The following is a 23,537-nucleotide window of genomic DNA, read 5'->3' on the forward strand; positions in this document are numbered from 1 at the left end:
GTTACCAGTGATAATGGTATTCATCTGGCCACAGTATACCCGTGGCCGTTACATAACAATGCCCGCTAGTCGGTACGCCGCCAGCCAAGAAGCCAGACGAGAATGCCGCCTGCCATCAGCCATCCGGGCGACGTGCCCCAGTCAGGACGGTAGATAAAGAGCAGCGTGCCGCTAAGCATCAGCGTGGCGCCAATGCCGAACAGATAACGCGACTGCCCTTGCTTCACACGATGCTCCTGCAGCTCATGGGCAATCTTATCAACACTTTGTTGCAGTTGTTTGCCTTGGCGCAGGCTGTTGTAGACCAGTTCAGGAATTTCCGGGATTTTCTCAGCCCAGAACGGCGCTTTTTCCTTGAAGGAACGCACCAGCGCCGGGAAGCCCACCTGATCTTTGATCCAGCTTTCCAGAAAAGGTTTCGCCGTTTTCCATAAATCGAGTTGCGGATAGAGCTGTCGCCCTACGCCCTCAATGTACAGCAGCGTTTTTTGCAGCAGCACCAGTTGCGGCTGCACTTCCATATTAAAGCGGCGCGCGGTGTTAAAGAGATTGAGCAGCACATGACCAAACGAGATTTCCGCAAGCGGCTTTTCAAAAATCGGCTCACAAACGGTACGAATAGCGGACTCGAACTCCTCCACGTTAGTATCCGGCGGCACCCAGCCAGAATCCACGTGCAACTCCGCCACGCGGCGGTAGTCGCGGTTGAAGAAGGCGATAAAGTTTTCCGCCAGATAACGCTTATCTTCTTTATTCAGCGAGCCCACGATGCCGCAGTCAATGCCGATGTATTGCGGGTCATGCGGGTGATCGTGGCTGACGAAGATATTACCCGGATGCATGTCGCCGTGGAAAAAGCTGTCGCGGAACACCTGGGTGAAGAACACCTGGACGCCACGTTCGGCCAGCAGTTTCATGTCCGTGCCGTTGGCTTCCAGCGCCGCGACGTCATTGACCGGGATGCCATAAATGCGCTCCATGACCATCATCGTCGGGCTGCAATAGTCCGAATAGACTTCCGGCACGTAAAGCATCGGGCTGTTTTCGAAATTACGGCGCAGCTGGATGGCGTTCGCCGCTTCGCGCAGCAAGTCGAGTTCATCCAGCAGCGTTTTTTCATATTCGCGCACCACTTCCATCGGACGCAGGCGGCGGCCATCCGGCAGCAGACGCGGCACCCAGCGCGCGAGACGGTAGATGAGCTTCATATCCGCCTTAATGACCGGCAGGATATCGGGGCGGATCACCTTAATGACCACCTCTTTGCCGCTCTCTTTCAGCCGGGCGGTATGCACCTGTGCGATAGACGCGGAAGCGAGTGGCGTAATATCGAAATCATCAAACCACTCGTCGACAGGGCGATCGCCCATCGATTTTTCGATCTGCTGTTTCGCGAGTCTGCCGTCAAAGGGCGCGACGCGATCCTGCAGCAACGCCAGTTGATCGGCGATAACCGGCGGGAACAGATCGCGACGTGTCGACAGCATCTGCCCGAACTTGATCCACACGGGACCCAGTTCCTGCAACGCCAGTCGCAGACGTGTGCCGAGCTCCAGATCTTTATGCCGGTTCGGCATCCAGAACAGCCCGCGACGCCAAATCCGCAGCGGCAGCGTGAGACGCATGCGCGGAATAAGCTCATCCAGGCCGTAGCTCAGGAACGTTTTAATGATGAAATAAAGGCGCCGAATTTCACCTGGCGTCATTTGCCCTCCAGTTTATCCAACCGTTTGGTTAATTCTTCCAGACGGCGCTCGACAGCCGAAATCTCTTCGGCAAACCAGGCGATTTCCAGCGCGCCTGGCGCGACGCGCCACTCTTCGGTAATGGCTTCCGCCAGGTAGCGCTGGTTGCGCGTAAAGCCTTTTTGCAGCAGTTGCCCGCCGCGACGCATGACGCGCCCGATGCCTTCCGCGGCGATATCGCCGACCCACGGCGCCAGTAGCCCAGCGGGGTCAAACTCGGCCATATCCATCAGCGCCACAAAATTTTGCACCACCTGCAGATCGCCCTGCACTTCCAGCTCGCCGCTGCGGATAAGCGCGGTCAGCTGCTGGCGGTCCTGTAGCTTCGGCAAAACGGAGAGGCGCGTGATAACGGTACAGTCCGCCTCGCCTTCCCATTTGCTGAGCACGTCCAGTTGCTGCTCGCTGAACACCAGCACCAGCGGCGTGGAGAGTTCTTCAAGCGTGACGCGCAGCACTTTGCCCTGTAAACGCTGGCGCGGCGCTTTCAGCGCGCTTTCGCGGTACAGGAACGTGTTCAGCGCGCCTTCAATACCAGCCATCATTAGCGGTGTGAAAGGCATCCGGCACCTCCTCAGAATTTGTAGCCGCGATGCAGCGCTACGATCCCGCCGGTCATGTTGTAGTAGTTGACGTTTTCGAAGCCCGCATCGTTCATCATCGCTTTCAGGGTTTCCTGATCCGGATGCATACGGATGGATTCAGCGAGATAGCGGTAGCTGCCGGCGTCTTTCGCCACCAGCTCGCCGACGCGCGGCAGAATATGGAAAGAGTAAGCGTCATACGCTTTATTGAGCGGCTCAAACACCGGTTTTGAGAATTCCAGCACCAGCAGACGACCGCCAGGCTTCAGCACGCGGAACATGGAGCGCAGCGCTTTTTCTTTATCGGTAACGTTACGCAGACCGAAAGAGATAGTAATGCAGTCAAAGGTGTTATCCGGGAACGGCAGCGCTTCCGCGTTCGCCTGAACATATTCGACGTTGCCGACGATGCCGGTATTGCGCAGCTTCTCGCGCCCCATTTTCAGCATCGAATCATTGATATCCGCCAGCACCACTTTGCCGCTCTCGCCCACCAGGCGGGAGAATTTAGCGGTTAAATCGCCCGTGCCGCCTGCGAGATCCAGGACTTTCTGGCCGCGACGCACACCGCTGCAATCGATAGTGAAGCGCTTCCACAGACGATGAATGCCGAACGACATAAGATCGTTCATGACATCATATTTCGCCGCCACGGAGTGGAAGACCTGCGCCACCATATCCGCTTTTTGCTCTTTCGCTACGGTCTGAAAGCCAAAGTGCGTTGTATCTTGTGAATCTTCAACCATCTCAGTGCCTGCTTATCAAGGAAATGTTTGTGAAGTGTAACAGATTGGCCGCAATTGCCCTACGATTCAAGGCGGCATTGCCGCGCCGCTCAGCGCTCGCCCGCGACGCGAAACGCCGCTAAGTGGCTGTTTTCATCAGGGGCGGTGGCAAGCGCTTCGGCATCGGAGAGCGCGAACGCTTCGTCGTCCTGCACCGCCTGTTCGGCCAAATCCGGATTAATCTCGCGCTTTACCTCAACGCCCATGCCCCGGAACGCCTCCGCCTGCGCGAGCAGGTTGCCGCGCCCGCTGGCGAGCTTTTTCATCGCCTGTCGGTAGCTGTCGCTGGCTTTGTCGAGGTTCTGGCCGATGGCGCTCATGTCGTCAACGAACAGCCGCATTTTGTCGTAAAGACGGCTGGCGCGATCGGCTATCTGCTGGGCGTTACGGCTTTGATGCTCATAGCGCCAGAGGTTGGAAATGGTGCGCAGCGCCACCAGGAGCGTGGTCGGACTCACCAGCATAATGTTGTTTTTTAAAGCCTCGGTGATGAGTTCCGGCTGCTTGTCGATAGCCAGCAGGAAAGCGGGTTCGACCGGGATAAACATCAGCACGTAATCCAGCGTGCGCAACCCCGGCAACTGCTGGTAATCCTTACGGCCCAGCAGGCGAATATGATTGCGAAGAGAAGCGATATGCTCGTTTAGCGCCATCTCGCGGTTGTAGTCATCTTCAGCGTTAAAGTAACGCTCATAGGCCACCAGCGTCATTTTGGCGTCAATCACTACATCTTTGCCTTGTGGCAGACGCACGATGACATCCGGCTGCATACGGCTACGGTCGGCCAGTTGAATGTTGACCTGCGTTTCATACTCATGCCCTTCGCGCAGGCCCGAGGCTTCCAGCACGCGGGCGAGCACCACTTCACCCCAGTTGCCCTGGGCTTTGTTGTCGCCTTTTAAGGCGCGCGTCAGGTTGACGGCTTCCTGCGCCATTTGCGCATTCAGCTGTTGAAGATTGCGGATTTCATGGGCCAGCGTATGGCGCTCGCGCGACTCTTGCCCGAAGCTCTCCTGCACCTGGCGGCGGAACCCGTCGAGCTGTTCGCGCAGCGGGGAAAGCAGACCATTCAGGCTCTGGCGGTTTTGCTCATCGACCTGGCGACGGCTCTGCTCAAAAATACGATTGGCGAGGTTTTCAAATTGTTCGCTCAGACGCTGCTCGCTGCTCATCATCTGGCGCAGTTTTTCTTCGGCGTGGACCTGAGTGGCTTCCAGCCGCGTGGTTACTTCGCGCAGATCGGACTCCAGCGAGCTGTTGATTTCACGCAGGTTGCGTAGTTCGTTATTAAGCAGATCGCACTCATCACGCCAGTGCTGGTTATGCGCCAGCGCCTCGCGGGCCGCGCTGAGTTCGCCGTAGATATCGCGCTGTTCCGCCAGCAGCTCCGCTTTTTGCTGGGCGGTTCGCAGGCCTGACGCCAGCCAACCTACGGCTACGCCCGCCAGCGCGACCACTGCTAACACCAGATATGAGATTTCCACCACGCCTCCTGCCTGAACCGCTCATCACGCCAGAGAGGATTGTGCTGTACATAATTCCAGAGGAAAAGCGTTTTTCTGTAAGGAGCGTTATTCCTGCGAGGCATTACGCAAAAAGGCCGGCGGAGCGCCGGCCTGAAAGGAGCAATCAGAGAAGACGGCGCGCCGCCTCCACCACGATTTTCACCGCGTGGCTTTCGGTTTGTTTCATGGTTTCCGCGTTCGGGATCTCTTGCTGGGTGCGGTTGACGATAACGCCCGCCACCATGCCCGCGCGCAGGCCCTGGCTTGAACACATGGTCAGCAGCGTCGCGGATTCCATTTCATAGTTCATCACGCCCATCGCCTGCCACTCTTTCATGGAGCCGTTAAAGCGGCTGACCACGCGGCCGGAAAAGGTGTCGTAGCGCTCCTGGCCTGGGTAGAAGGTGTCGGAAGAGGCGGTCACGCCGATGTGCGTGGTCGCGCCAACCGCTTTGGCGGCTTCCACCAGCGCGGTGGTGCAGGCGAAATCAGCCACGGCCGGGTATTCCATCGGCGCGAAGTGCAGGCTAGCGCCATCAAGGCGTACGGAGGCGGTCGTCACCAGCACGTCGCCGACGTTGATGTGCGGCTGGATAGCGCCGGTGGTGCCCACGCGCAGGAACGTGCGAATGCCCAGTTGCGCCAGCTCTTCAACTGCAATAGAGGTCGACGGGCCGCCGATGCCGGTGGAGCAGATGATGACCGCTTTGCCATCAAGCTCAGCGCGCCAGGAGGTGAATTCACGGTGGGAGGCCAGTTTGACCGGCTTATCCATCAGCGCGGCGATCTTTTCCACTCGCTCCGGGTCGCCCGGGACAATCGCTAATTCAGCGCCCTGAAGATCGCTTTTTTTAAGGCCGAGGTGAAAAACATCAGACATAGGTGACTCCTCTGTGGGTCGGTTTGTCAGGAGAAGCAAAACGGTACTTTACAGAACCTTTCCGGCATTTTTCGTGACCGGATTCACTTCAAAAGAAAGGAGTTGCATTAATTTTCCATTATTTCGTGATGACCATCACACATGCAACCCGATAAGTGAAAGCTCACATGACAGATGCCTGCTTTTGCCACCCCCATTCCCGTCGCACGCAGACTATAGTTAGGGATGCGCTAAAACAATAACGGGTACGGAGAATGCCATGAACAACAACACTGACAATAAAGCGGGTTTTGCCGCTGCGGTCTCACCTGTCGCTTCAACGGTAGTTCATACGCCGCAGGATGCCATTATCGCAGGCGAAACCTCGATTCCTACGCAGGGCGAAAATATGCCTGCTTACCACGCCCGCCCGCGCGCTGCCGATGGCCCGCTGCCGGTGGTGATTGTGGTGCAGGAGATTTTCGGCGTGCACGAACATATCCGCGATATTTGCCGTCGCCTGGCCCTGGAAGGGTATCTGGCGGTGGCGCCGGAACTTTATTTTCGCCAGGGCGACCCGAATGAGTATGACGATATTTCGTCATTGCTGAGCAATCTGGTGTCGAAAGTGCCGGACGCGCAGGTGCTGGCGGATCTGGATCATGTAGCAAGCTGGGCGTCACGCAACGGCGGCGACGCGCATCGTCTGATGCTGACCGGCTTTTGCTGGGGCGGGCGTATCGCGTGGCTGTATGCCGCGCACAATCCGCAGCTGAAAGCCGCGGTCGCCTGGTATGGCAAGCTCATGGGCGATAAGACGCTGAATTCGCCGAAGCATCCGGTGGATATCGCCACCGATCTCACCGCGCCGGTGCTGGGGCTGTATGGCGCGCAGGATACTGGCATTTCGCAGGAGAGCGTGGAAACGATGCGTCAGGCGCTGCGCGCCGCCAACGCGAAGGCGGAAATCATCGTTTACCCGGACGCGGGCCATGCGTTTAACGCCGATTATCGACCGAGTTATCACGAAGCGTCGGCGAAAGATGGCTGGGAGCGCATGCTCGAATGGTTCCAGGCCTACGGTAGTAAGAAAGCATAAAAAAACGCCCGGGAAACCGGGCGTTTTTTATTAAGCGGTGTTTCGGGTGGCGTGGTGGGTGCGCTACGCTTACCCACCCTACAAAACCATAAAACACATCACACCGTTTTCTCCGGGCCATGGTGGGTGCGCTGCGCTTACCATCTTACGTAAGGTTGTCGGGCGGGTTAGCGAAGCGACACCCGCCATCACGCCACCTGCACCCCTTATGCCTGGCGCAGGTTCTGCGCCGCTTTCACCATGTTGGCGAGCGCCGCGCGGGTTTCCGGCCAGCCACGGGTTTTCAGGCCGCAATCCGGGTTCACCCACAGACGCTCCTGCGGAATACGCTGCGCGGCTTTCTTCAGCAGCGCCTCGATCCACGCCACATCCGGCACGTTTGGCGAGTGGATGTCGTACACGCCCGGCCCGATTTCGTTCGGGTATTCGAACTCTTCGAACGACTCCAGCAGCTCCATATCTGAGCGTGACGTTTCAATGGTGATCACGTCCGCATCCAGCGCGGCGATAGAATCCATGATGTCGTTGAACTCGCAATAACACATGTGGGTGTGGATCTGGGTGTCGTCCTTCGCAACCGCCGCGTTCAGGCGGAACGCCTCCACGCCCCAGGCGAGATACGCGTCCCAGTCGCTGCGTTTGAGCGGCAGCCCTTCGCGCAACGCCGGTTCGTCAATCTGGATGATGCCGATGCCTGCGGCTTCGAGATCCGCCACTTCGTCACGCAGCGCCAGCGCAATCTGTTTGGCGATGGTTTCGCGGGAGACATCCTCACGCGGGAACGACCAGCAGAGGATCGTCACCGGGCCGGTCAGCATCCCTTTCACCGGTTTGTCGGTCAGCGACTGCGCGTACTTCGCCCACTCGACGGTTATCGGCGCCGGACGGCTGATGTCGCCGATAACGACCGGCGGCTTCACGCAGCGGGAGCCGTAGCTCTGCACCCAGCCGTTCTGGGTGAAGACGAAGCCATCAAGATGCTCGCCGAAATACTCCACCATGTCGTTACGCTCGGCTTCGCCGTGCACCAGCACATCGAGACCCAGACGCTCCTGCTCGGCGATCGCCTGCTTAATATGCTCTGCGATGCCGGTACGGTAGTTCGCCGCATCCAGATTGCCTTTTTTGAAATCCAGGCGAAGGCCGCGGATTTCGGTCGTCTGCGGGAACGAGCCAATGGTTGTGGTCGGCCAGTCCGGCAGGTTAAAGCGCGCGCGCTGGGCTTCGGCGCGCACCGGATACGCATGGGCGCGCTGGCTGTCCTGCGCCGTGATTGCCTGAAGACGTTGCTCCACGGCCGGGTTGTGTACGCGGGCCGAATGTTTACGGGCCTGAATCGGCGCGCTCCACTGCTCGATTTTCGCCGTATCGCCGCTGTTCAGCGCATCGCGCAGCAGCGCCAGCTCCTCGCATTTCTGCAGCGCGAAAGCAAACCAGCTTTTTACCTCCGCATCCAGACGGGTCTCAACGCTCAGATCGATCGGGCTGTGCAGCAGCGAGCAGGAGGAGCCCACCCACAGTTCACGCTGGCCGGCGATCGCTTTCAGCTGCGCATATTTTTCAGTGAGATCGGCGCGCCAGACGTTGCGGCCATTGATAACGCCCGCGGAGAGCAGCCACTCCTGCGGCAGGCGGCGATGCAATTCGTTGACATCGTCATGACCGTGAACCAGATCGACATGCAGCCCCTGTACCGGCAGCGCGGTAATGGTATCAAGGTTATCGCTCACGCCTTCAAAATAGGTGGTGAGCAGCAGTTTGGTCTGGCCTTTCAGCGCCTCGTAGGCCGGTTTGAACGCGTCCAGCCATGCCTGCGGCAGCTCAAGCACCAGCGCGGGTTCATCAATCTGCACCCACTGGATGCCGCGCTTCGCAAGCTCCGCGATCACCTGCTGGTAGACGGGCAGAATGTCGTTGAGCAGGGAAAGACGGTCAAACTGCTCGCCCTTCACTTTGCCAAGCCACAGATAAGTGACGGGCCCCAGCAGTACCGGTTTAACGTGATGGCCGAGCGCCAGCGCTTCATCCACTTCATCCAGCAGCTGTGTCCAGGTGAGGCTGAACTGCTGGCCTTTGGTGAATTCCGGCACCATGTAGTGATAGTTGGTGTTGAACCATTTGGTCATTTCCGCCGCCGCCGCGGGTTCGCCGGTCGGCGCGCGGCCACGGCCGATGCGAAACAGGGTGTCGATATCCACCGTGCCGTCAGCATTCTGGTGGCGCGCCGGTACGTTGCCGAGCAGCAGGCTGGTGGTCAGGACATGATCGTACCAGGCGAAATCACCCACCGGCAGCAGGTCGATGCCCGCCGCTTTTTGCTGCTCCCAGTGACGGGCGCGCAGCTCGCGGCCCACCGCCAGTAATTCTTCGCGGGTGCTTTTACCCGCCCAGTAGCTCTCTTGCGCTTTTTTCAGCTCGCGACGCAGGCCGACGCGGGGAAAACCGAGGGTGTGGTTATGAATAGTCATGGTGTTCTGCCTCTCTTCAGGATGAATCCGCTTAGTCGCGAGTTTCAGAAAATGAATCTGCTCAGTTAATCCGTATGTATTTCGGATTTCGGGAAGGCGGCAAGCTGGGGAATCCCCGGGAGCTTACTGAAGTAAGTGACCGGGGTGAGCCAGCGCAGCCAACGCACCAGAAATTCGAAAGACGTCGGATTTGGACGTCCAGATGTTTACACATCCATAATTGGCAGTTACTGTATATTCCTCAAGCGCAAATTATTCATGCTGAAGTGAAGGACATTCATGATCGAGATAAAACACCTGCGAACGCTTCAGGCGCTGCGTAATTGCGGCTCACTGGCGGCGGCGGCGGCATCGCTGCATCAGACCCAATCCGCGCTTTCACACCAGTTCAGCGATCTGGAGCAGCGTCTCGGCTTCCGGTTATTCGTGCGTAAGAGCCAGCCGCTGCGCTTCACGCCGCAGGGCGAGATCCTGTTGCAGCTGGCAGCCCAGGTGCTGCCGCAGATAAGCCGCGCGCTGCAGGCGTGCAATGAACCGCAACAGACCCGTCTGCGCATCGCGATTGAGTGTCATAGCTGTATTCAGTGGCTGGCTCCGGCGCTGGAGGCGTTCCGCGCCCGCTGGCCGCAGGTGGAGATGGATTTCAAATCGGGCGTGACGTTTGATCCGCAGCCTGCGCTGCAACAGGACGAACTGGATCTGGTGCTGACGTCTGACATCCTGCCGCGCAGCGGCCTGCACTATTCGCCGATGTTTGATTTTGAAGTGCGTCTGGTCGTGGCGCCCGATCATCCGCTGGCGACCAAAACGCAGGTAACGCCGGAGGATTTCGCCAGCGAAACCTTGCTGATTTATCCGGTTCAGCGCAGTCGCCTCGACGTCTGGCGTCACTTTTTACAGCCGGCGGGCATCAGCCCGACGCTGAAAAGCGTCGATAACACGCTGCTGCTGATCCAGATGGTGTCGGCGCGCATGGGCATCGCTGCGCTGCCGCACTGGGTGGTGGAGAATTTCGAGCGTCAGGGCCTGGTGGTGACGCGTGCCCTGGGCGAAGGGTTATGGAGCCGGCTGTACGCTGCGGTGCGCGATGGCGAGCAGCGTCAGCCGGTAACGGAGGCGTTTATTCAGCAGGCGCGTCAGCACGCCTGTGATTCCCTTCCGTTTGTGCGGAGCGCGGCGCGACCCAGCGTCGGTGGACCCACAGAGAAGCCACTATCACCGCTCCCCCAATGATAAAGCTCGGCCAGTGGGGCTGCTGCTGCCAGATGGCGAAGTTAACCAGCAGCCCGGCGGGCACATGCATGTTATTCATGATGCCAAGCGTGCCGGCGTCCACCTGCGTGGCGCCGTAGTTCCACATAAAGTACCCGAGCCCCGAGGCCGCCACGCCCAGCCACACCAGAATGCCCCATTGCAGGCCGGTGGTCGGCAGCTTTTGCGGATTGCCGAGCGCGAACCAGGCGATAACCGCCACGACGAACGCGCCGAGATAGAACCACGAAAACGCGCTGTGCTGCGGCATCGGATGCGTCTCCATCAGGCGTTTATAGCCCACCATTCCGATAGCGAAGCTGATATTCGCCAGCTGTACCAGCAGCAGCCCGGTCCAGAAGTGCTCGCTCACTTTGTCATAGCGAATAATCGCCGCGCCGATGACCGCAAGCCCGGCGCTTAGCGCATAGCCCCAGCGCAGCCGACGACGGCTTAGCAGATCGTAAATCAGCGTGATATAGAGCGGCGTCAGTACGGTAAACAGCAGGAATTCCGAGACGGTCAGGTAGAGATACGCCCGGAAGCTGAACAGGTACATCACGCCCAGCTGCAACGCGCCCACCAGCATATAGAGCGCCAGCGTTTTCAGGCTTTGCCCGCGGGTGCGCAAGAATGGCAGGAATACCAGCGCCGCCAGCCCGACGCGCATCAGCACCGAGAAGGTACTGTCCACATGGCCCGCCAGGTATTCGCCAATCAGGCTAAAAGAGAATGCCCACAGGATCGTGGTGATGATGAGTAACGCCACAATGATCATCTCAACAGAAAACAAAGACGGGCATTGTAGCGAAGCTGCTGGTGAAAAGTTGCACTATTTGGTTGACAAGTGGTTACCGATAAACCACTTGTCACCCTGGTGATTAATCCAGAAACAGTTTACGCAGGTAGTGCGGCACGGCGTCTTCGGCGTTGGTGCCGATCACTTCCAGCTCGGGAAGCAAATCTTTCAGGCGCTGATGCGCATTGCCCATGATGCAGCCTTTGCCCGCCATGGAGAGCATCTCCGCGTCGTTCATTCCGTCGCCGAACGCGATGCAGCTGTCCAGCCCAAACCCCATCGCTTTGGCGACCGCCTCCAGCGCGTGGCCTTTGGAGACGCCGCCCGCCATGACTTCAAGGCAGGTAAGCGTGGAAAAGCTCACGTTAACGCGATCGCCCCAGCGGGCGTTGATGGCCTGCTCCAGCGGCAGCAGCTTTTCGTGAATATCGCAGGTGAAGAAGACTTTGCTGACGCCCTGCGGCTCCAGCAAGGCCGGTTCGAACAGCGAATATTTAAAGACGGCTTCTTTAAAATATTTCAGCTCATCCGGCCGCTCGCGGCTCATAAACCATTCGTCGTCACGATAGACATTAGTGATGATATCGGGGTTATCGCGCACCACGCCGAACAGATCGGCGGCGATATCGGTATCAAGATTATGGGTAAAAACCAGATTGCCGTCGGTGTCGTGCACCCGCGCGCCGTTGGAGGTGATCATATAGGCCTTGATCTCAAGGCCGTCGCGGATCTGGCCGACGTCGATATGGTGGCGACCGGTGGCGAAGACAAAGTTCACGCCGCGGGCGGTCAGTAATTTGAGCGTTTGTTTGGCAAACGGCGTCAGTGCATGGTCAGGGGCTAAGAGTGTGCCGTCTAAATCAGACGCAACGACCTGATACATAATAAAAACAACCTCTGGTGGAGCGACCGAACGCTCCGGTCGCGAGTAATCAGTTATGCTCGTCGAAGAAATCGACAATGGCATTCAGCGCTTCGGCGCGCATAGCGTCCTGCTCAAACAGGATCTCATGGTACGCCCCTTTGATGACGTAAGGTTTACCCCCCCAACACGGGTGGCCCGCCGCGGCGCGAAGTTCACAGAAGCGGTCGTGCGAGCGGTTATCCACCACACGTTCCAGCTCTGCCTGGAGTAACAATAGCGGCGTGGTGCTGTCGGTGGCCCCCGCCAGCACCTGTTCTCCTGCCTGGATGCCTTCCCGCACCCAGTGATACGTAGGTCCGCCGACGCGCAGTTGCGGTTCGTCGGCATAAAAACGCAGATTGCGCCGGTAGCGCTCGTGGCTGTGCGTCAGCATGTTGAGGCTAAAGGGCAGTGGCCGCCAGCGTCCGGTGCCGATGGCGTAACCATCGCGCAGCGACGGGTACTCTTCCGCCCAGTCGAGGATCGAGCGCAGCATCCAGTCCGGCAGGCGGATAATGATGCCGAACATCGGCGCGCAGAGCGCCACAGCATCAAACGCGTTCGGGTTACGCAACTGAAACAGCGTCCCAATAGCCCCGCCCATCGAATGCGCCAGCAGATAGCGTTTACGCCATGGGCCAGTCGCTACTTCTTGCTGCCAGAAACGTTCGAAATCATCGACATAGTCGCTGAAATTCACGACATGGCCGCGATGCGTATCTTCCAGCAGCCGGCCGGAACGCCCCTGCCCGCGGTGGTCGATAATCAGCACGTCAAACCCACAGTGAAACAGATCGTATGCCAGTTCCGCATACTTTACGTAGGTTTCGATGCGACCAGGGCAGACGACGATAACGCGATCGTGCTTTTCAGCACGAAAACGCACAAAGCGCACCGGAATGTTATCAACACCCAAAAACTCATCTTCTTCGCGCTGCTGCCAGAAATCCGTCAGCGCGCCCATCGTGAACGCCGCGAACCCGGCTTCCCGTGAAAACCAACTGTTCCTGTGTCTGGTCATGGTCCTTATTGCTCCGCATCCACGCCTGTCCGGGCTTTTTTGTGATTCGTAGCACATACCTCAACAATAGCGTATTGTGGCATAAAAGTGCGCAATCAGGGAGCTTCGCATGACCTTCGAGTGGTGGTGTACCTACCTTCTGACGACCCTTATCCTCAGCCTCTCGCCGGGTTCTGGCGCCATTAACACCATGAGCACCGCCATCAGCCACGGGTATCGCGGCGCGGCGGCTTCCATCGCCGGGTTACAGACCGGTCTTGCGCTGCATATCATGCTGGTCGGCATTGGGTTAGGGGCGCTGTTCTCCCGTTCGCTGATGGCTTTTGAAGTGCTGAAATGGGCGGGCGCGGCGTATCTTATCTGGCTTGGCATTCAGCAGTGGCGCGCCGCGGGCGCCATCGATCTCAACGCGCTCGCGCAAAGCCAGCCGCGCAGCAGGCTGTTTAAACGCGCGGTATTTGTGAATCTCACTAACCCAAAAAGCATCGTGTTTCTCGCCGCGCTGTTCCCACAGTTTATCGTGCCGCATCAGCCACAGGCGATGCAGTATGTGGTGCTTGGGGTGACCACCATTGTCGTGGATATTATCGTGATGATTGGCTATGCGACGCTTGCCACGCGGATTCGCGGATGGATCAAAGGCCCGCATCAGATGAAGGCTTTGAATAAAGTCTTTGGTTCGCTGTTTATGCTGATTGGCGCGCTGCTTGCCACCGCGCGCCGCGCCTGATTAGCGAGAGATAATAAGATGGATGCCGAAGCCGGTGAACAGCGCCCCGGCGGTGCCATCGATCCACCTCGCCAGACGCTGGTAGCCCCGGCGCATTTTCGGCAGTGCAAAGACGCTCGCCACCAGCGCAAACCACGCGAAGGTCTCCAGCGCTATCAGCACGAAAATCCCCCAGCGGGCGCTGGTGCCGACGCTGTCGCTGACGAACAGTGAAAAAACGCTGCCGAAGTAGATAACCGCTTTCGGGTTCGCCAGGTTGGTCAGCATCCCTTTCAGGAAACTGCGCCCGCGCGCCGCCAGCTCAACCTGCGGCGCTTCGCCCGTCGGCGCGCTTTTCTTCAGCGCGCCGCGCAACATCTGGTAACCCATCCAGCACAGATAAAGCCCGCCGCCCACCACGATGATGTTATGGAGCCAGGCCATTTTTTCGAGGATCAGATGCAGGCCGAGCAGCGCCACGCCGGACCAGACCATGACGCCCGCGGTTATGCCCAGTACGCCCATCAGCGCCTCTTTGCGCGAGCGGCTGGCCGCCGTTTGGGAGACAAAAAAGAAGTCGGGGCCAGGACTTGCCAGCGCCACCAGATGCACCATCGCGACGGTAAAGAACAGCGTTAACATAGAGGTTTGCCAGGTCAGAATCAGAGAACATTCATCCTGGCATGTTTGCGCGGGGCTGACTACTCTTCGTCGTCGCCGTCGACGTGCTCGCGGATGAGCGTCATAAACGGTCTGCCGAAGCGCTCCAGTTTGCGGGTGCCGACGCCGTTAATTCCAAGCATTTCGCCGGGGCTGAGCGGCATCTGCTCGGCCATTTCGATCAGCGTCGCGTCGTTAAAAACGACATACGGCGGGATGTTTTCTTCATCGGCGATGGCTTTACGCAGTTTGCGCAGTTTCGCGAATAGCTTACGGTCGTAATTGCCGCCGTAAGATTTTTGCGACACGCGCGGTTTGAGCGCCGCGACGCGCGGCACCGCCAGCATCAGTGGCGCTTCGCCACGCAGGAACGGACGCGCGGCTTCGGTTAACTGTAAGGCCGAGTGCTGCGCAATGTTCTGCGTCACCACGCCCAGATGAATAAGCTGGCGGATAACGCTGACCCAGTGCTCCTGGCTCTGGTCGCGCCCGATGCCGTACACCTTGAGCTTGTCGTGACCGAGCTCGCGAATGCGCTGGTTATTCGCGCCGCGCAGCACCTCCACCACATACCCCATCCCGAAGCGCTGCTCCACGCGCGCGATAGCCGACAGCGCTTTTTGCGCGTCCACCAGTCCGTCGTAGCGGCGCGGCGGATCGAGACAGATATCGCAGTTGCCGCACGGCGCCTGACGCCCTTCGCCGAAATAGTTCAGCAGCACCAGACGACGACAGGTTTGCGCCTCGGCGAACGCGCCCATCGCGTTCAGCTTGTGGCGCTCAATATCCTGAAGCGGGCCTGGCGCTTTTTCTTCCAGGCAGCGGCGCAGCCACGCCATATCCGCCGGATCGTAAAACAGCATCGCTTCGGCAGGCAGGCCGTCGCGCCCGGCGCGGCCCGTCTCCTGATAGTAGGATTCAATGTTGCGCGGAATATCGAAGTGCACGACAAAGCGCACGTTGGGCTTATTGATGCCCATGCCGAACGCCACGGTCGCCACCACTATTTGTAAATCGTCGCGCTGGAATTTCTCCTGCACCGAGGCGCGCACCTCATGTTCCAGGCCCGCGTGGTAGGCGGCGGCGCTGATGCCGCGGCTTTGCAGACGAGCGGCGGTGTCTTCCACTTTCGCGCGGCTGTTGCAGTAGATGATGCCGGATTTACCGCGCTGCTCCTGGACATAGCGCATCAGCTGATCGAGCGGTTTGAATTTTTCCATCAGCATGTAGCGGATGTTCGGGCGGTCAAAACTGCTGATTTCAATCAGCGGATCGTCAAGGCCCAGCAGGCGCACGATATCGCGCCGCGTGGTGTCATCCGCCGTGGCGGTGAGCGCGATAAACGGCACCGCCGGGAAACGCGCGCGCAGCTGCCCGAGCGCCGCGTACTCCGGACGGAAATCGTGGCCCCACTGGGAGATACAGTGCGCCTCGTCCACCGCCACCATCGCCAGATCCCAGTAGCCCAGGGTGTCGATGAAGTTATCCATCATCAGTCTTTCCGGCGCGATGTAGAGCAGGCGCACCTCTCCGGTACGACAGCCCGCCATTACCGCATGCTGCTCGTCGCGGCTCTGCGTCGAATTCAGACACGCCGCGGCCACGCCGTTCGCCAGAAGCTGATCGACCTGGTCTTTCATCAGGGAAATCAGCGGAGAAACCACGATGGTCAGGCCGGTTTTGACCAGCGCCGGAATTTGATAACACAGTGATTTGCCGCCGCCGGTGGGCATCACCACCAGGCAGTCGCGCCCTTCAAGCACCGCGTCGATAATGGTGGCCTGGCCTGGACGGAACTGCTGATAGCCAAAGGTTTCCTGTAAAACCTGCTTAGCCAGCGTTTCCTGACTGTAAACTTCCGCCTGCGCCACACTCACTCCAGATACTGAAAATAAAACAGGCGCTATTTTCAGCGCCTGCGTCGGAAACTGCAATGCCTCAGAAGAGATCGTTAAGCATAACCCCAAAGCCAAAGCGAGTCTGGTTAAAGTTGTAATCAATTAACGATTCGCCATAACCGCTGTACAGCTGGGTGTAGAGACGCACGTGTTTCGTGATCGGGTAGCTCAGGCCAAGCTCCGCGCCGCCGTAGCCGGTGTTCCAGTTATACTGGCCTTTCACGCTCCAGATAGCCTCGCCCCACTGATACCCGACCTTGAGCTGGTAATAGCCCATGTATTTGGTGATGTTCGGGTTATCGTCGGTGTCGCCAATCACATACCACGGCTTCACTTCCACCAGCCAGTCGCCGTTCTGCGCCATCAGGCGTGTATAGAGGCGGTTCCAGCTGCGGGAAGTCGGGTCAGAGCGGCCATTCGACTGATGGTTATAACCAAACTCCACGTCGCGCAGCGTCCAGCCCGCCAGGTCGTAATCGGTCGCGAAGCCTAAGAAAAGCTGCGGTTCATAGTTAGTTTCACGAAACGGCGACGACTGCCCGCTGTTGGAAAGCTGCCACCAGGATTTTTGGGTATAGGACGCGCCCAGGACAGAGTTCGGGCCCATGATGCCGCGCCAGAACGGGAACGCCAGACTCAGCTGGAATTTCACTTCATCTTTACGGGCGTTATCGGTCCAGTCGTAAGACTTAATCGCCTCTTTATTCAGGTCGTCGGTCACGGTATAGAGCAGATAGTTGCTCTCATAAGGGTAGAGCGTAAACGGGTTATCGTGATCCTGAAGCAGGTTGGCGATGATGCTGCCGCGAACGGCAGGCGCATCATGCACCTCTTTTATAGTCGCTTCCTGTGCTAATGCTGTGCATGGCAGCAAACTTGCGGCCATAAACCAACCCAGAAACGTGCGCATTGGCAGTGTTCTCCTGAACGAATATTTCGATGATGAATTATTATCCGGCAGACATTCTACATATTTATTTCGCGTCTGCTTAGTCCTGCTTTCTTAAACTGGAAAGCAACAAATGGGAAGCATAAAATCAACATTCATTTAACCTTATGTGCCCTGTCTTTTTGGTCGAGGAAACCATCATGTCCGCAACTCTGCTGACTCCGGAAGCGGCTCTGCAACTGGTCGGCGAAATCTTTGTTTATCATATGCCGTTTAACCGTGCCCTGGGGCTGGAGCTTGAGCGCTACGAGAAAGAATATGCTCAGCTCGCCTTTAACAATCAGCCGATGCTGGTAGGCAACTGGGCGCAAAGCATTCTGCACGGCGGGGCGATCGCCTCGGCGCTGGATGTGGCGGCAGGCCTGGTGTGCGTCGGCAGTACGCTCACACGCCATGACAGCATCAGCGAAGAGGAGCTGCGCCAGCGGCTCTCCCGGATGGGCACGATTGATATGCGCGTCGACTATTTGCGGCCCGGCCGCGGCCAGCGCTTTACCGCCTCCAGTACGCTGCTGCGCGCGGGCAATAAAGTGGCGGTGGCGCGGGTCGAATTACACAACGAAGAGCAGGTGTACATCGCCAGTGCTACGGCCACCTACATGGTAGGGTAAGCCGCGCAATACTGATAAACTGCTCACACTTTTCTCATGCCAAGAGTTTTACATGGATGCTAAACAGACGCGTCAGGGCGTGTTATTTGCGCTTGCCGCTTATTTTATCTGGGGCATTGCCCCCGCGTATTTCAAACTGATTCAGGCGGTTCCCGCCGATGAAATCCTGACGCACCGCGTTATCTGGTCCTTCTTTTTTATGCTGGCGCTTATCAGCCTGAGCCGCCAGTGGGGCTCGGTAAAGCGGCTGTTTTCGATGCCGAAAAAGGTATTCAGCCTGGCGCTCAGCGCCGTGCTGGTGGGAGGCAACTGGCTGCTGTTTATCTGGTCGGTGAATAATCATCACCTGCTGGAAGCGAGCCTGGGCTATTTCATCAACCCGCTGGTGAATGTGCTGCTGGGGATGATTTTCCTTGGCGAGCGCTTTCGCCGGATGCAGTGGCTGGCGGTGCTGCTGGCGGCCTGCGGCGTGCTGGTGCAGCTCTGGACGTTCGGCTCGCTGCCGGTTATCGCGCTCGGCCTTGCCTTTAGCTTCGCGTTCTATGGCCTCGTGCGTAAAAAGATCATGGTCGACGCCCAGACCGGCATGCTGATGGAAACCCTGTGGCTGTTGCCGGTTGCGGCGATTTACCTGTTCGGCATCGCCGATAGCCCGACCAGCCATATGGGCAGCAACCCGTGGTCGCTGAATCTGCTGCTGATGGCGGCGGGTGTGGTGACGACCATTCCGCTGCTCTGCTTTACCGCCGCGGCGACGCGCTTGCGTCTCTCAACGCTTGGGTTTTTCCAGTACATCGGCCCGACGCTCATGTTCGTGCTGGCCGTCGTCTTTTATGGCGAAGTGCCTGGGCCGGACAAAATGGTGACCTTTGGGTTTATCTGGCTGGCGCTCGCGATTTTTATTATGGACGCGCTGTATACCCAACGGCGTTTGCGCCGTAGTTAAGAAATAACTGTCATAACAGGGCGTTATTTACGCCCTGTTACTGGCGCTTACACCAAATAATCACGTTTCTCACCTACTGATATTTGCCGGGGGCGCGCCTTGCAACCCGATGGCCCTTACTTATAATCCGACCTTTATGCATTACGCCCGCTGCTGTTTCGCGATAACAGAGGCGCAGAAGGTATTTTCATGTCAGCCCTGCTTGCTTTCTTTTTCCCGCCGCGCACGGCCAGCCTGCGCCGCCTGCCTTATCTGGGATGGCTGTTCGGTTTGCTGTTCGGCCTGGGCCTGATACTTGCGATCGCGCCTGACGATGTGGCGCTTGCTCTCTTTTTAATTGCTCTCCTGCTCTATTACCGCGCCGGCGCATTGCGTGCCCGTGACGCCGGTCTGAAAGCGCGGAATTACCTGTTCTATTCACTGGCAATGTGGATTGCCGGGATAGTCATCGCTTACCTGCGCGGTTTCGAGCCAGGCAGCAAAGAATACATTTCGCTCGGCGGCGGTTTTCAGGTTGTGATGACGCTACTGCTGCTGGCCGCACCGGCGCCTGCCGTCGCAAAAAAAGCGCAATAAAATCGGGCGGTAATGTCGCTCACCCCAGCAAAATTTCAGGCGTTAAGGAGCCTTCAGGATGTCCAGCATGGAAAACAATAAAAACCAGTACGACTTTATGGCAGACGAGAAGCTAAGCGATAAATGGAAAACGCGCTTTGCGTTCATTGAGGAGCATGGTTATCCCGGCATTCTTTTCCCGACGCCGGAGTGGAGTGGCGCGCTGAAAAAGATGGGCTTTATGCCACGCCTTAAGGTGATGATCAATTTCTTCACTTACTTTTTCTCCTTCATTTATCTGGCTATCCTCGGCCTTTGGAAGAAAAGTATTATTTGCGTGATAGCCTTTTTCATCGTCGGTTTTATTACCGTGCTGCTGGGGATAAAAGGACTGATCTATATCGTACCAATCTATTTTGCCTTACGTACCAACACCTGGTATTACGATCTGAAGGTCAAAGGAAAGCAGGACTGGAGCCTGTAAGGCTTTACGCCTCGCACTATGAAAAAAGCCTCTTCATGGAAGAGGCTTTTTTGCTTTTATAACCAGTTCTTACGCTTGAAGTAGAGATAAGGCGCCAGCCCCGCCAGCAGCATCGCGACAATCGCGGCGGGATAGCCATAGCTCCAGTGCAGCTCAGGCATAAACTCGAAGTTCATCCCGTAGCTGGAGGCCACCAGCGTCGGCGGCAGAAAGACCACGGACACCACCGAGAAGATTTTGATGATGCGGTTCTGCTCGATATTGATAAAGCCCATCGCCGCCTGCATCAGGAAGTTCACCTTCTGGAACAGCGACTCGTTATGCGGCAGCAGGGATTCGATATCGCGCAGGATCTCGCGGGCCTGCTCCAGCTGACCGCCCGGCAGACGCGCTTTCCGCACCAGGAAGTTCAGCGCGCGCTGGGTATCCATCAGGCACAGGCGCACTTTCCAGCCGGTATCTTCCAGTTCAGCCAGCGTCGAGAGCGCCTCATCATATTCATCGCCCTGATGCCCTTCCATGATAACGCGGCTCAGGTTTTCGAGATCGCTGTAGATGTTTTCGATCTCATCCGCCAGCTGCTCGATTTTAGTTTCAAACAGATCGAGCAGCAGTTCATAGGCGTTGCCATCCATCATCGACTGGCTGCGCGCGCGCATGCGGTACAACCGAAACGCAGGCAGCTCGCGCTCGCGCAGCGTAAACAGGCGTCCGTTACGAATAGTGAACGCCACAGTGGAGTTGCCGCCGTGATCTTCTGCGTCTTCATAAAAGAAAAACGAGTGAATGTGCAGCCCGTCTTCGTCTTCGAAGAAGCGGGCGGAGGCTTCGATATCCTCCAGTTCCGGGCGTGTCGCCAGGCTTTGGCCAAGTTCCGTTTGCACGCGCTGTCGTTCGCTCTCTTCCGGCTCCACCAGGTCAACCCAGATGGACTCTTTCAGCGAGACGGCCTCATCAACTTCGAGGCGGGACAGTTTGTTGTTTTCCAGTTGAAATGCGCTCAGCATGACCGGGACTCCCAAAAAAACAAATTCTGGACAGTTCGGTTGGGCACACAGAAACAGATGGGGTTTCAGACCATTAAACAGCCTGACTCAGCGCGACGGGAGAGAAAACAGCCGCTGACAACCACTAAGGCCATCAGCGTAAGAGGATAGCCTTAGGAGTTGTTCCTGTTTGACAGGGTTTTGAGCCAGCATCTACTGGGTGTGTCCAAGGCGAATGTCCTCTTAGCGTAATCGTGGGCGCATGTTACGCCACCAAAAATTAGGCGTCAACACGTACACTTAAGATAAAACACCTCAATGATTGACAGGAATTATAGTGCCTGCGGGCGCGTTTTGCCGGGCCGTTTTCACGCTCCGCTTCCTGCCATTCCCGGGCGATTATCGCCGCGCGAGATGACAGAAAATCCAGCCTGACGTGAAGAAATAAAAAAGGCCGCCGACGCGACGCGCCAGCGGCCTGATATGCCGTCTCAAAAACAGGTCAGACGGTTTCGAGGCGCGCGTAAGCGGCCACCAGCCATTTGATGCCCTGACCGGTGAACGCTACCTGCAACCGGCTGTGTTCGCCGCTGCCTTCGAGGTTCACGATAGTGCCTTCGCCGAATTTCGGGTGACGCACGCGCTGGCCGAGCTTATAGCCGGAGTCGTTCTGCGCCATCGGCGCGCCCAGCTGCTTATGGCTGACCGGGCGACTGACGCTCGCGCGCAGGCGCACCTCTTCCACGCAGCCTTCCGGCAGTTCGGCGATAAAGCGCGACGGACGGTGATACGCCTCTTTGCCATACAGGCGACGGGTTTCCGCATAGGTGAGCGTCAGCTTCTGCATGGCGCGGGTGACGCCCACATAGGCCAGGCGTCGCTCCTCTTCCAGACGGCCGCCTTCATCGAGCGACATCTGGCTTGGGAACATCCCCTCTTCCATGCCGACAATAAACACCTGCGGGAACTCCAGTCCTTTGGCGGAGTGCAGCGTCATCAGTTGCACCGCGTCCTGCCAGGCGTCGGCCTGCCCTTCGCCCGCTTCCAGCGCCGCGTGGGACAAAAATGCCTGCAACGGCATCAAATCTTCATCTTCTTCGTTGTAGCTGAACTGGCGCGTCGCCGTGACCAGTTCCTCTAAGTTTTCGATACGGGCCTGGCCCTTCTCGCCTTTTTCCTGCTCGTACATCAGCCACAGGCCGGAATCTTTAATCACCCGGTCGGTCTGCACATGCAGCGGCATATCGATGGTTTCATGCGCCAGCGCTTCGATAAGCTCAAGGAAACGTTGCAGAGCGCTGGCGGCGCGTCCGGCGAGCGCTTTTTCCTGCAACAGCTGGCGGCACGCCTGCCAGAGCGTCAGCTGGCGATCGCGCGCGGTCTGGCGCACGACATCCAGCGTGCGGTCGCCGATGCCGCGCGTCGGCGTGTTCACTACGCGCTCAAAGGCCGCGTCGTCGTTACGGTTGGCGATAAGACGCAGGTAAGAGAGCGCATCTTTGATTTCCTGGCGTTCGAAGAATCGCATGCCGCCGTAGATGCGATACGGCATGCTGGCCTGTAACAGCGCCTCTTCCAGCACGCGAGACTGGGCGTTGCTGCGATAGAGAATCGCGCAATCCTGCAAGGCGCCGCCGTTCTCCTGCCAGACCTTGATGCGGTTGACCACAAAACGCGCTTCGTCCAGCTCGTTAAACGCGCAATACAGCGAGATAGGCTCGCCGTCGCTGCCGTCGGTCCACAGCTCTTTGCCAAGACGCCCCGCGTTGTTGGCGATCAGGGCGTTCGCCGCGTTGAGGATATTGTTGGTGGAGCGGTAGTTCTGCTCCAGACGAATGGTCTGCGCGCCCTGAAAATCGTTCAGGAAGCGCTGAATATTTTCCACCTGCGCGCCGCGCCAGCCGTAAATCGACTGGTCATCGTCGCCCACAATCATCACCTTACCGGTATCGCCCGCCAGCAGGCGGATCCAGGCGTACTGAATGCCGTTGGTGTCCTGGAACTCATCCACCAGAATATTGGTGAAGCGCTCGCGGTAGTGGTTGAGAATGTGCGGTTTGTTGAGCCACAGCTCATGGGCGCGCAGCAGCAGCTCGGCGAAATCCACCAGCCCCGCGCGGTCGCACGCTTCCTGATACGCCTGATACACCTTCTGCCAGGTTTGCTCTACCGGGTTGCCGTAGCTCTGAATATGGTGCGGGCGCAGGCCGTCATCTTTTTTGCCGTTGATGTACCACATCGCCTGACGCGGCGGCCACTGCTTCTCGTCGAGGTTCATCGCTTTGATAAGACGCTTAAGCAGACGCAGCTGATCTTCGCTATCGAGGATCTGGAAATCCTGCGGCAGGTTGGCGTCCATATGGTGCGCGCGCAGCAGGCGATGCGCGAGTCCGTGGAACGTGCCGACCCACATGCCGCCCTGGCTGGTGCCCATGAGCTGACCGATACGGTGGCGCATCTCCGCCGCCGCTTTGTTGGTGAAGGTCACCGCCATGATGGAGTACGGCGAACAGTTTTCTACCATCATCAGCCAGGCGATACGATGCACCAGCACGCGCGTCTTTCCGCTGCCCGCGCCCGCCAGCACCAGCATATTGCTGCGCGGCGCGGCTACGGCTTCGCGCTGTTTATCGTTAAGGCTGTCGAGCAGGTAAGAAACGTCCATTAATTGGCACCGCCGCGTTGAAAACAAGAAAACACAAAACGCCCGCAGGCGTCT

At 58.0% G+C, this 23,537-nt stretch carries 22 protein-coding genes; 7 read left to right on the forward strand and 15 right to left on the reverse strand.

Annotated features, from left to right (window positions below):
• Positions 1-65: 65 nt before the first annotated feature.
• The 5 genes from ubiB to udp form a co-directional block, all read right to left on the reverse strand.
• The gene (ubiB, locus tag AB8W27_RS19440; RefSeq protein ID WP_012814922.1) at positions 66-1,706 is read right to left on the reverse strand and encodes a ubiquinone biosynthesis regulatory protein kinase UbiB; all 1,641 of its coding nucleotides are present in this window, start codon (positions 1,704-1,706) and stop codon (positions 66-68) included.
• The gene (locus tag AB8W27_RS19445) at positions 1,703-2,308 is read right to left on the reverse strand and encodes an SCP2 domain-containing protein (RefSeq protein WP_012814921.1); all 606 of its coding nucleotides are present in this window, start codon (positions 2,306-2,308) and stop codon (positions 1,703-1,705) included. The genes ubiB and AB8W27_RS19445 overlap by 4 nt, the downstream gene beginning before the upstream one ends.
• Before the next feature lie 11 nt (positions 2,309-2,319).
• Positions 2,320-3,075: a bifunctional demethylmenaquinone methyltransferase/2-methoxy-6-polyprenyl-1,4-benzoquinol methylase UbiE gene (gene ubiE / locus AB8W27_RS19450; RefSeq protein WP_007704556.1), complete on the reverse strand. Its 756-nt coding sequence runs from the start codon at positions 3,073-3,075 to the stop codon at positions 2,320-2,322.
• 89 nt (positions 3,076-3,164) lie between these two features.
• Positions 3,165-4,598 (reverse strand): DNA recombination protein RmuC, encoded by a 1,434-nt coding sequence (gene rmuC, locus AB8W27_RS19455; protein ID WP_041923091.1) that lies wholly within the window; start codon positions 4,596-4,598, stop codon positions 3,165-3,167.
• Positions 4,599-4,743: 145 nt separating this feature from the next.
• Entirely contained in the window at positions 4,744-5,499 is a 756-nt protein-coding gene (udp, locus tag AB8W27_RS19460) for a uridine phosphorylase (protein WP_004385520.1), read from the reverse strand.
• Positions 5,500-5,758: 259 nt separating this feature from the next.
• On the opposite strand from udp, the gene AB8W27_RS19465 reads away from it, so the two are divergent.
• Positions 5,759-6,577: a dienelactone hydrolase family protein gene (locus tag AB8W27_RS19465; protein WP_161578368.1), complete on the forward strand. Its 819-nt coding sequence runs from the start codon at positions 5,759-5,761 to the stop codon at positions 6,575-6,577.
• Between the two features lie 206 nt (positions 6,578-6,783).
• On the opposite strand, the gene metE is transcribed toward AB8W27_RS19465, so the two are convergent.
• Positions 6,784-9,045, reverse strand: a complete 2,262-nt coding sequence (metE, locus tag AB8W27_RS19470) for a 5-methyltetrahydropteroyltriglutamate--homocysteine S-methyltransferase (protein WP_041923090.1) — start codon at positions 9,043-9,045, stop codon at positions 6,784-6,786.
• A 279-nt stretch (positions 9,046-9,324) separates the two neighbouring features.
• On the opposite strand from metE, the gene metR reads away from it, so the two are divergent.
• Complete coding sequence (gene metR, locus AB8W27_RS19475) at positions 9,325-10,278, forward strand: HTH-type transcriptional regulator MetR (protein ID WP_007766467.1); 954 nt, start codon at positions 9,325-9,327, stop codon at positions 10,276-10,278.
• On the opposite strand, the gene AB8W27_RS19480 is transcribed toward metR, so the two are convergent.
• The 3 genes from AB8W27_RS19480 to pldB all read right to left on the reverse strand — a co-directional run bounded on the left by AB8W27_RS19480 (position 10,166) and on the right by pldB (position 13,020).
• Positions 10,166-11,065, reverse strand: coding sequence for a carboxylate/amino acid/amine transporter (locus tag AB8W27_RS19480; RefSeq protein WP_041924097.1), 900 nt, complete (start codon positions 11,063-11,065; stop codon positions 10,166-10,168). The two genes, metR and AB8W27_RS19480, sit on opposite strands and share 113 nt — an antisense overlap.
• Before the next feature lie 112 nt (positions 11,066-11,177).
• Positions 11,178-11,978, reverse strand: coding sequence for a sugar/pyridoxal phosphate phosphatase YigL (gene yigL / locus AB8W27_RS19485; protein ID WP_007766466.1), 801 nt, complete (start codon positions 11,976-11,978; stop codon positions 11,178-11,180).
• Between the two features lie 49 nt (positions 11,979-12,027).
• Positions 12,028-13,020, reverse strand: a complete 993-nt coding sequence (gene pldB / locus AB8W27_RS19490) for a lysophospholipase L2 (protein WP_012814914.1) — start codon at positions 13,018-13,020, stop codon at positions 12,028-12,030.
• A 109-nt stretch (positions 13,021-13,129) separates the two neighbouring features.
• Between pldB and rhtB the strand changes: the two genes are divergently transcribed.
• Positions 13,130-13,750: a homoserine/homoserine lactone efflux protein gene (gene rhtB / locus AB8W27_RS19495; RefSeq protein ID WP_041923089.1), complete on the forward strand. Its 621-nt coding sequence runs from the start codon at positions 13,130-13,132 to the stop codon at positions 13,748-13,750.
• On the opposite strand, the gene rhtC is transcribed toward rhtB, so the two are convergent.
• From rhtC to pldA, 3 genes are all read right to left on the reverse strand, one after another.
• On the reverse strand, positions 13,751-14,371 hold the full coding sequence (rhtC, locus tag AB8W27_RS19500; RefSeq protein WP_041923088.1) for a threonine export protein RhtC: 621 nt from the start codon (positions 14,369-14,371) through the stop codon (positions 13,751-13,753).
• A 59-nt stretch (positions 14,372-14,430) separates the two neighbouring features.
• Positions 14,431-16,260, reverse strand: coding sequence for an ATP-dependent DNA helicase RecQ (recQ, locus tag AB8W27_RS19505; protein WP_041923087.1), 1,830 nt, complete (start codon positions 16,258-16,260; stop codon positions 14,431-14,433).
• A 67-nt stretch (positions 16,261-16,327) separates the two neighbouring features.
• Entirely contained in the window at positions 16,328-17,197 is an 870-nt protein-coding gene (pldA, locus tag AB8W27_RS19510; protein ID WP_012814910.1) for a phospholipase A, read from the reverse strand.
• A 179-nt stretch (positions 17,198-17,376) separates the two neighbouring features.
• Between pldA and yigI the strand changes: the two genes are divergently transcribed.
• The 4 genes from yigI to AB8W27_RS19530 all read left to right on the forward strand — a co-directional run bounded on the left by yigI (position 17,377) and on the right by AB8W27_RS19530 (position 19,832).
• Entirely contained in the window at positions 17,377-17,847 is a 471-nt protein-coding gene (gene yigI / locus AB8W27_RS19515; RefSeq protein ID WP_004388411.1) for an acyl-CoA thioesterase YigI, read from the forward strand.
• 52 nt (positions 17,848-17,899) lie between these two features.
• Positions 17,900-18,793, forward strand: coding sequence for an EamA family transporter RarD (gene rarD, locus AB8W27_RS19520; RefSeq protein ID WP_007766458.1), 894 nt, complete (start codon positions 17,900-17,902; stop codon positions 18,791-18,793).
• 189 nt (positions 18,794-18,982) lie between these two features.
• Positions 18,983-19,369 carry a hypothetical protein gene (locus tag AB8W27_RS19525; RefSeq protein WP_012814909.1) on the forward strand — a complete coding sequence of 129 codons (387 nt, stop codon included), beginning with the start codon at positions 18,983-18,985 and terminating at the stop codon, positions 19,367-19,369.
• 58 nt (positions 19,370-19,427) lie between these two features.
• The gene (locus tag AB8W27_RS19530) at positions 19,428-19,832 is read left to right on the forward strand and encodes a DUF2628 domain-containing protein (protein ID WP_012814908.1); all 405 of its coding nucleotides are present in this window, start codon (positions 19,428-19,430) and stop codon (positions 19,830-19,832) included.
• 56 nt (positions 19,833-19,888) lie between these two features.
• On the opposite strand, the gene corA is transcribed toward AB8W27_RS19530, so the two are convergent.
• The 3 genes from corA to uvrD form a co-directional block, all read right to left on the reverse strand.
• Entirely contained in the window at positions 19,889-20,839 is a 951-nt protein-coding gene (gene corA / locus AB8W27_RS19535; RefSeq protein WP_012814907.1) for a magnesium/cobalt transporter CorA, read from the reverse strand.
• A 152-nt stretch (positions 20,840-20,991) separates the two neighbouring features.
• Complete coding sequence (ysgD, locus tag AB8W27_RS19540) at positions 20,992-21,048, reverse strand: YsgD/CorL family protein (RefSeq protein ID WP_366927576.1); 57 nt, start codon at positions 21,046-21,048, stop codon at positions 20,992-20,994.
• A 272-nt stretch (positions 21,049-21,320) separates the two neighbouring features.
• Positions 21,321-23,483 carry a DNA helicase II gene (gene uvrD / locus AB8W27_RS19545; RefSeq protein WP_041923086.1) on the reverse strand — a complete coding sequence of 721 codons (2,163 nt, stop codon included), beginning with the start codon at positions 23,481-23,483 and terminating at the stop codon, positions 21,321-21,323.
• Positions 23,484-23,537: the final 54 nt, after the last annotated feature.

Source organism: Cronobacter turicensis (genome assembly GCF_041222865.1).
GTDB classification, from domain to species: domain Bacteria; phylum Pseudomonadota; class Gammaproteobacteria; order Enterobacterales; family Enterobacteriaceae; genus Cronobacter; species Cronobacter turicensis.

What these genes read in the sequence shown, in the direction of transcription:
- ubiB (WP_012814922.1), bottom strand. Translation starts at nt 1,706, where the DNA reads ATGACGCCAGGTGAAATTCGGCGCCTTTATTTCATCATTAAAACGTTC.
- AB8W27_RS19445 (WP_012814921.1), bottom strand. Translation starts at nt 2,308, where the DNA reads ATGCCTTTCACACCGCTAATGATGGCTGGTATTGAAGGCGCGCTGAAC.
- ubiE (WP_007704556.1), bottom strand. Translation starts at nt 3,075, where the DNA reads ATGGTTGAAGATTCACAAGATACAACGCACTTTGGCTTTCAGACCGTA.
- udp (WP_004385520.1), bottom strand. Translation starts at nt 5,499, where the DNA reads ATGTCTGATGTTTTTCACCTCGGCCTTAAAAAAAGCGATCTTCAGGGC.
- AB8W27_RS19465 (WP_161578368.1), top strand. Translation starts at nt 5,759, where the DNA reads ATGAACAACAACACTGACAATAAAGCGGGTTTTGCCGCTGCGGTCTCA.
- metE (WP_041923090.1), bottom strand. Translation starts at nt 9,045, where the DNA reads ATGACTATTCATAACCACACCCTCGGTTTTCCCCGCGTCGGCCTGCGT.
- metR (WP_007766467.1), top strand. Translation starts at nt 9,325, where the DNA reads ATGATCGAGATAAAACACCTGCGAACGCTTCAGGCGCTGCGTAATTGC.
- yigL (WP_007766466.1), bottom strand. Translation starts at nt 11,978, where the DNA reads ATGTATCAGGTCGTTGCGTCTGATTTAGACGGCACACTCTTAGCCCCT.
- pldB (WP_012814914.1), bottom strand. Translation starts at nt 13,020, where the DNA reads ATGACCAGACACAGGAACAGTTGGTTTTCACGGGAAGCCGGGTTCGCG.
- rhtB (WP_041923089.1), top strand. Translation starts at nt 13,130, where the DNA reads ATGACCTTCGAGTGGTGGTGTACCTACCTTCTGACGACCCTTATCCTC.
- rhtC (WP_041923088.1), bottom strand. Translation starts at nt 14,371, where the DNA reads ATGTTAACGCTGTTCTTTACCGTCGCGATGGTGCATCTGGTGGCGCTG.
- pldA (WP_012814910.1), bottom strand. Translation starts at nt 17,197, where the DNA reads ATGCGCACGTTTCTGGGTTGGTTTATGGCCGCAAGTTTGCTGCCATGC.
- yigI (WP_004388411.1), top strand. Translation starts at nt 17,377, where the DNA reads ATGTCCGCAACTCTGCTGACTCCGGAAGCGGCTCTGCAACTGGTCGGC.
- rarD (WP_007766458.1), top strand. Translation starts at nt 17,900, where the DNA reads ATGGATGCTAAACAGACGCGTCAGGGCGTGTTATTTGCGCTTGCCGCT.
- AB8W27_RS19525 (WP_012814909.1), top strand. Translation starts at nt 18,983, where the DNA reads ATGTCAGCCCTGCTTGCTTTCTTTTTCCCGCCGCGCACGGCCAGCCTG.
- AB8W27_RS19530 (WP_012814908.1), top strand. Translation starts at nt 19,428, where the DNA reads ATGTCCAGCATGGAAAACAATAAAAACCAGTACGACTTTATGGCAGAC.
- corA (WP_012814907.1), bottom strand. Translation starts at nt 20,839, where the DNA reads ATGCTGAGCGCATTTCAACTGGAAAACAACAAACTGTCCCGCCTCGAA.
- uvrD (WP_041923086.1), bottom strand. Translation starts at nt 23,483, where the DNA reads ATGGACGTTTCTTACCTGCTCGACAGCCTTAACGATAAACAGCGCGAA.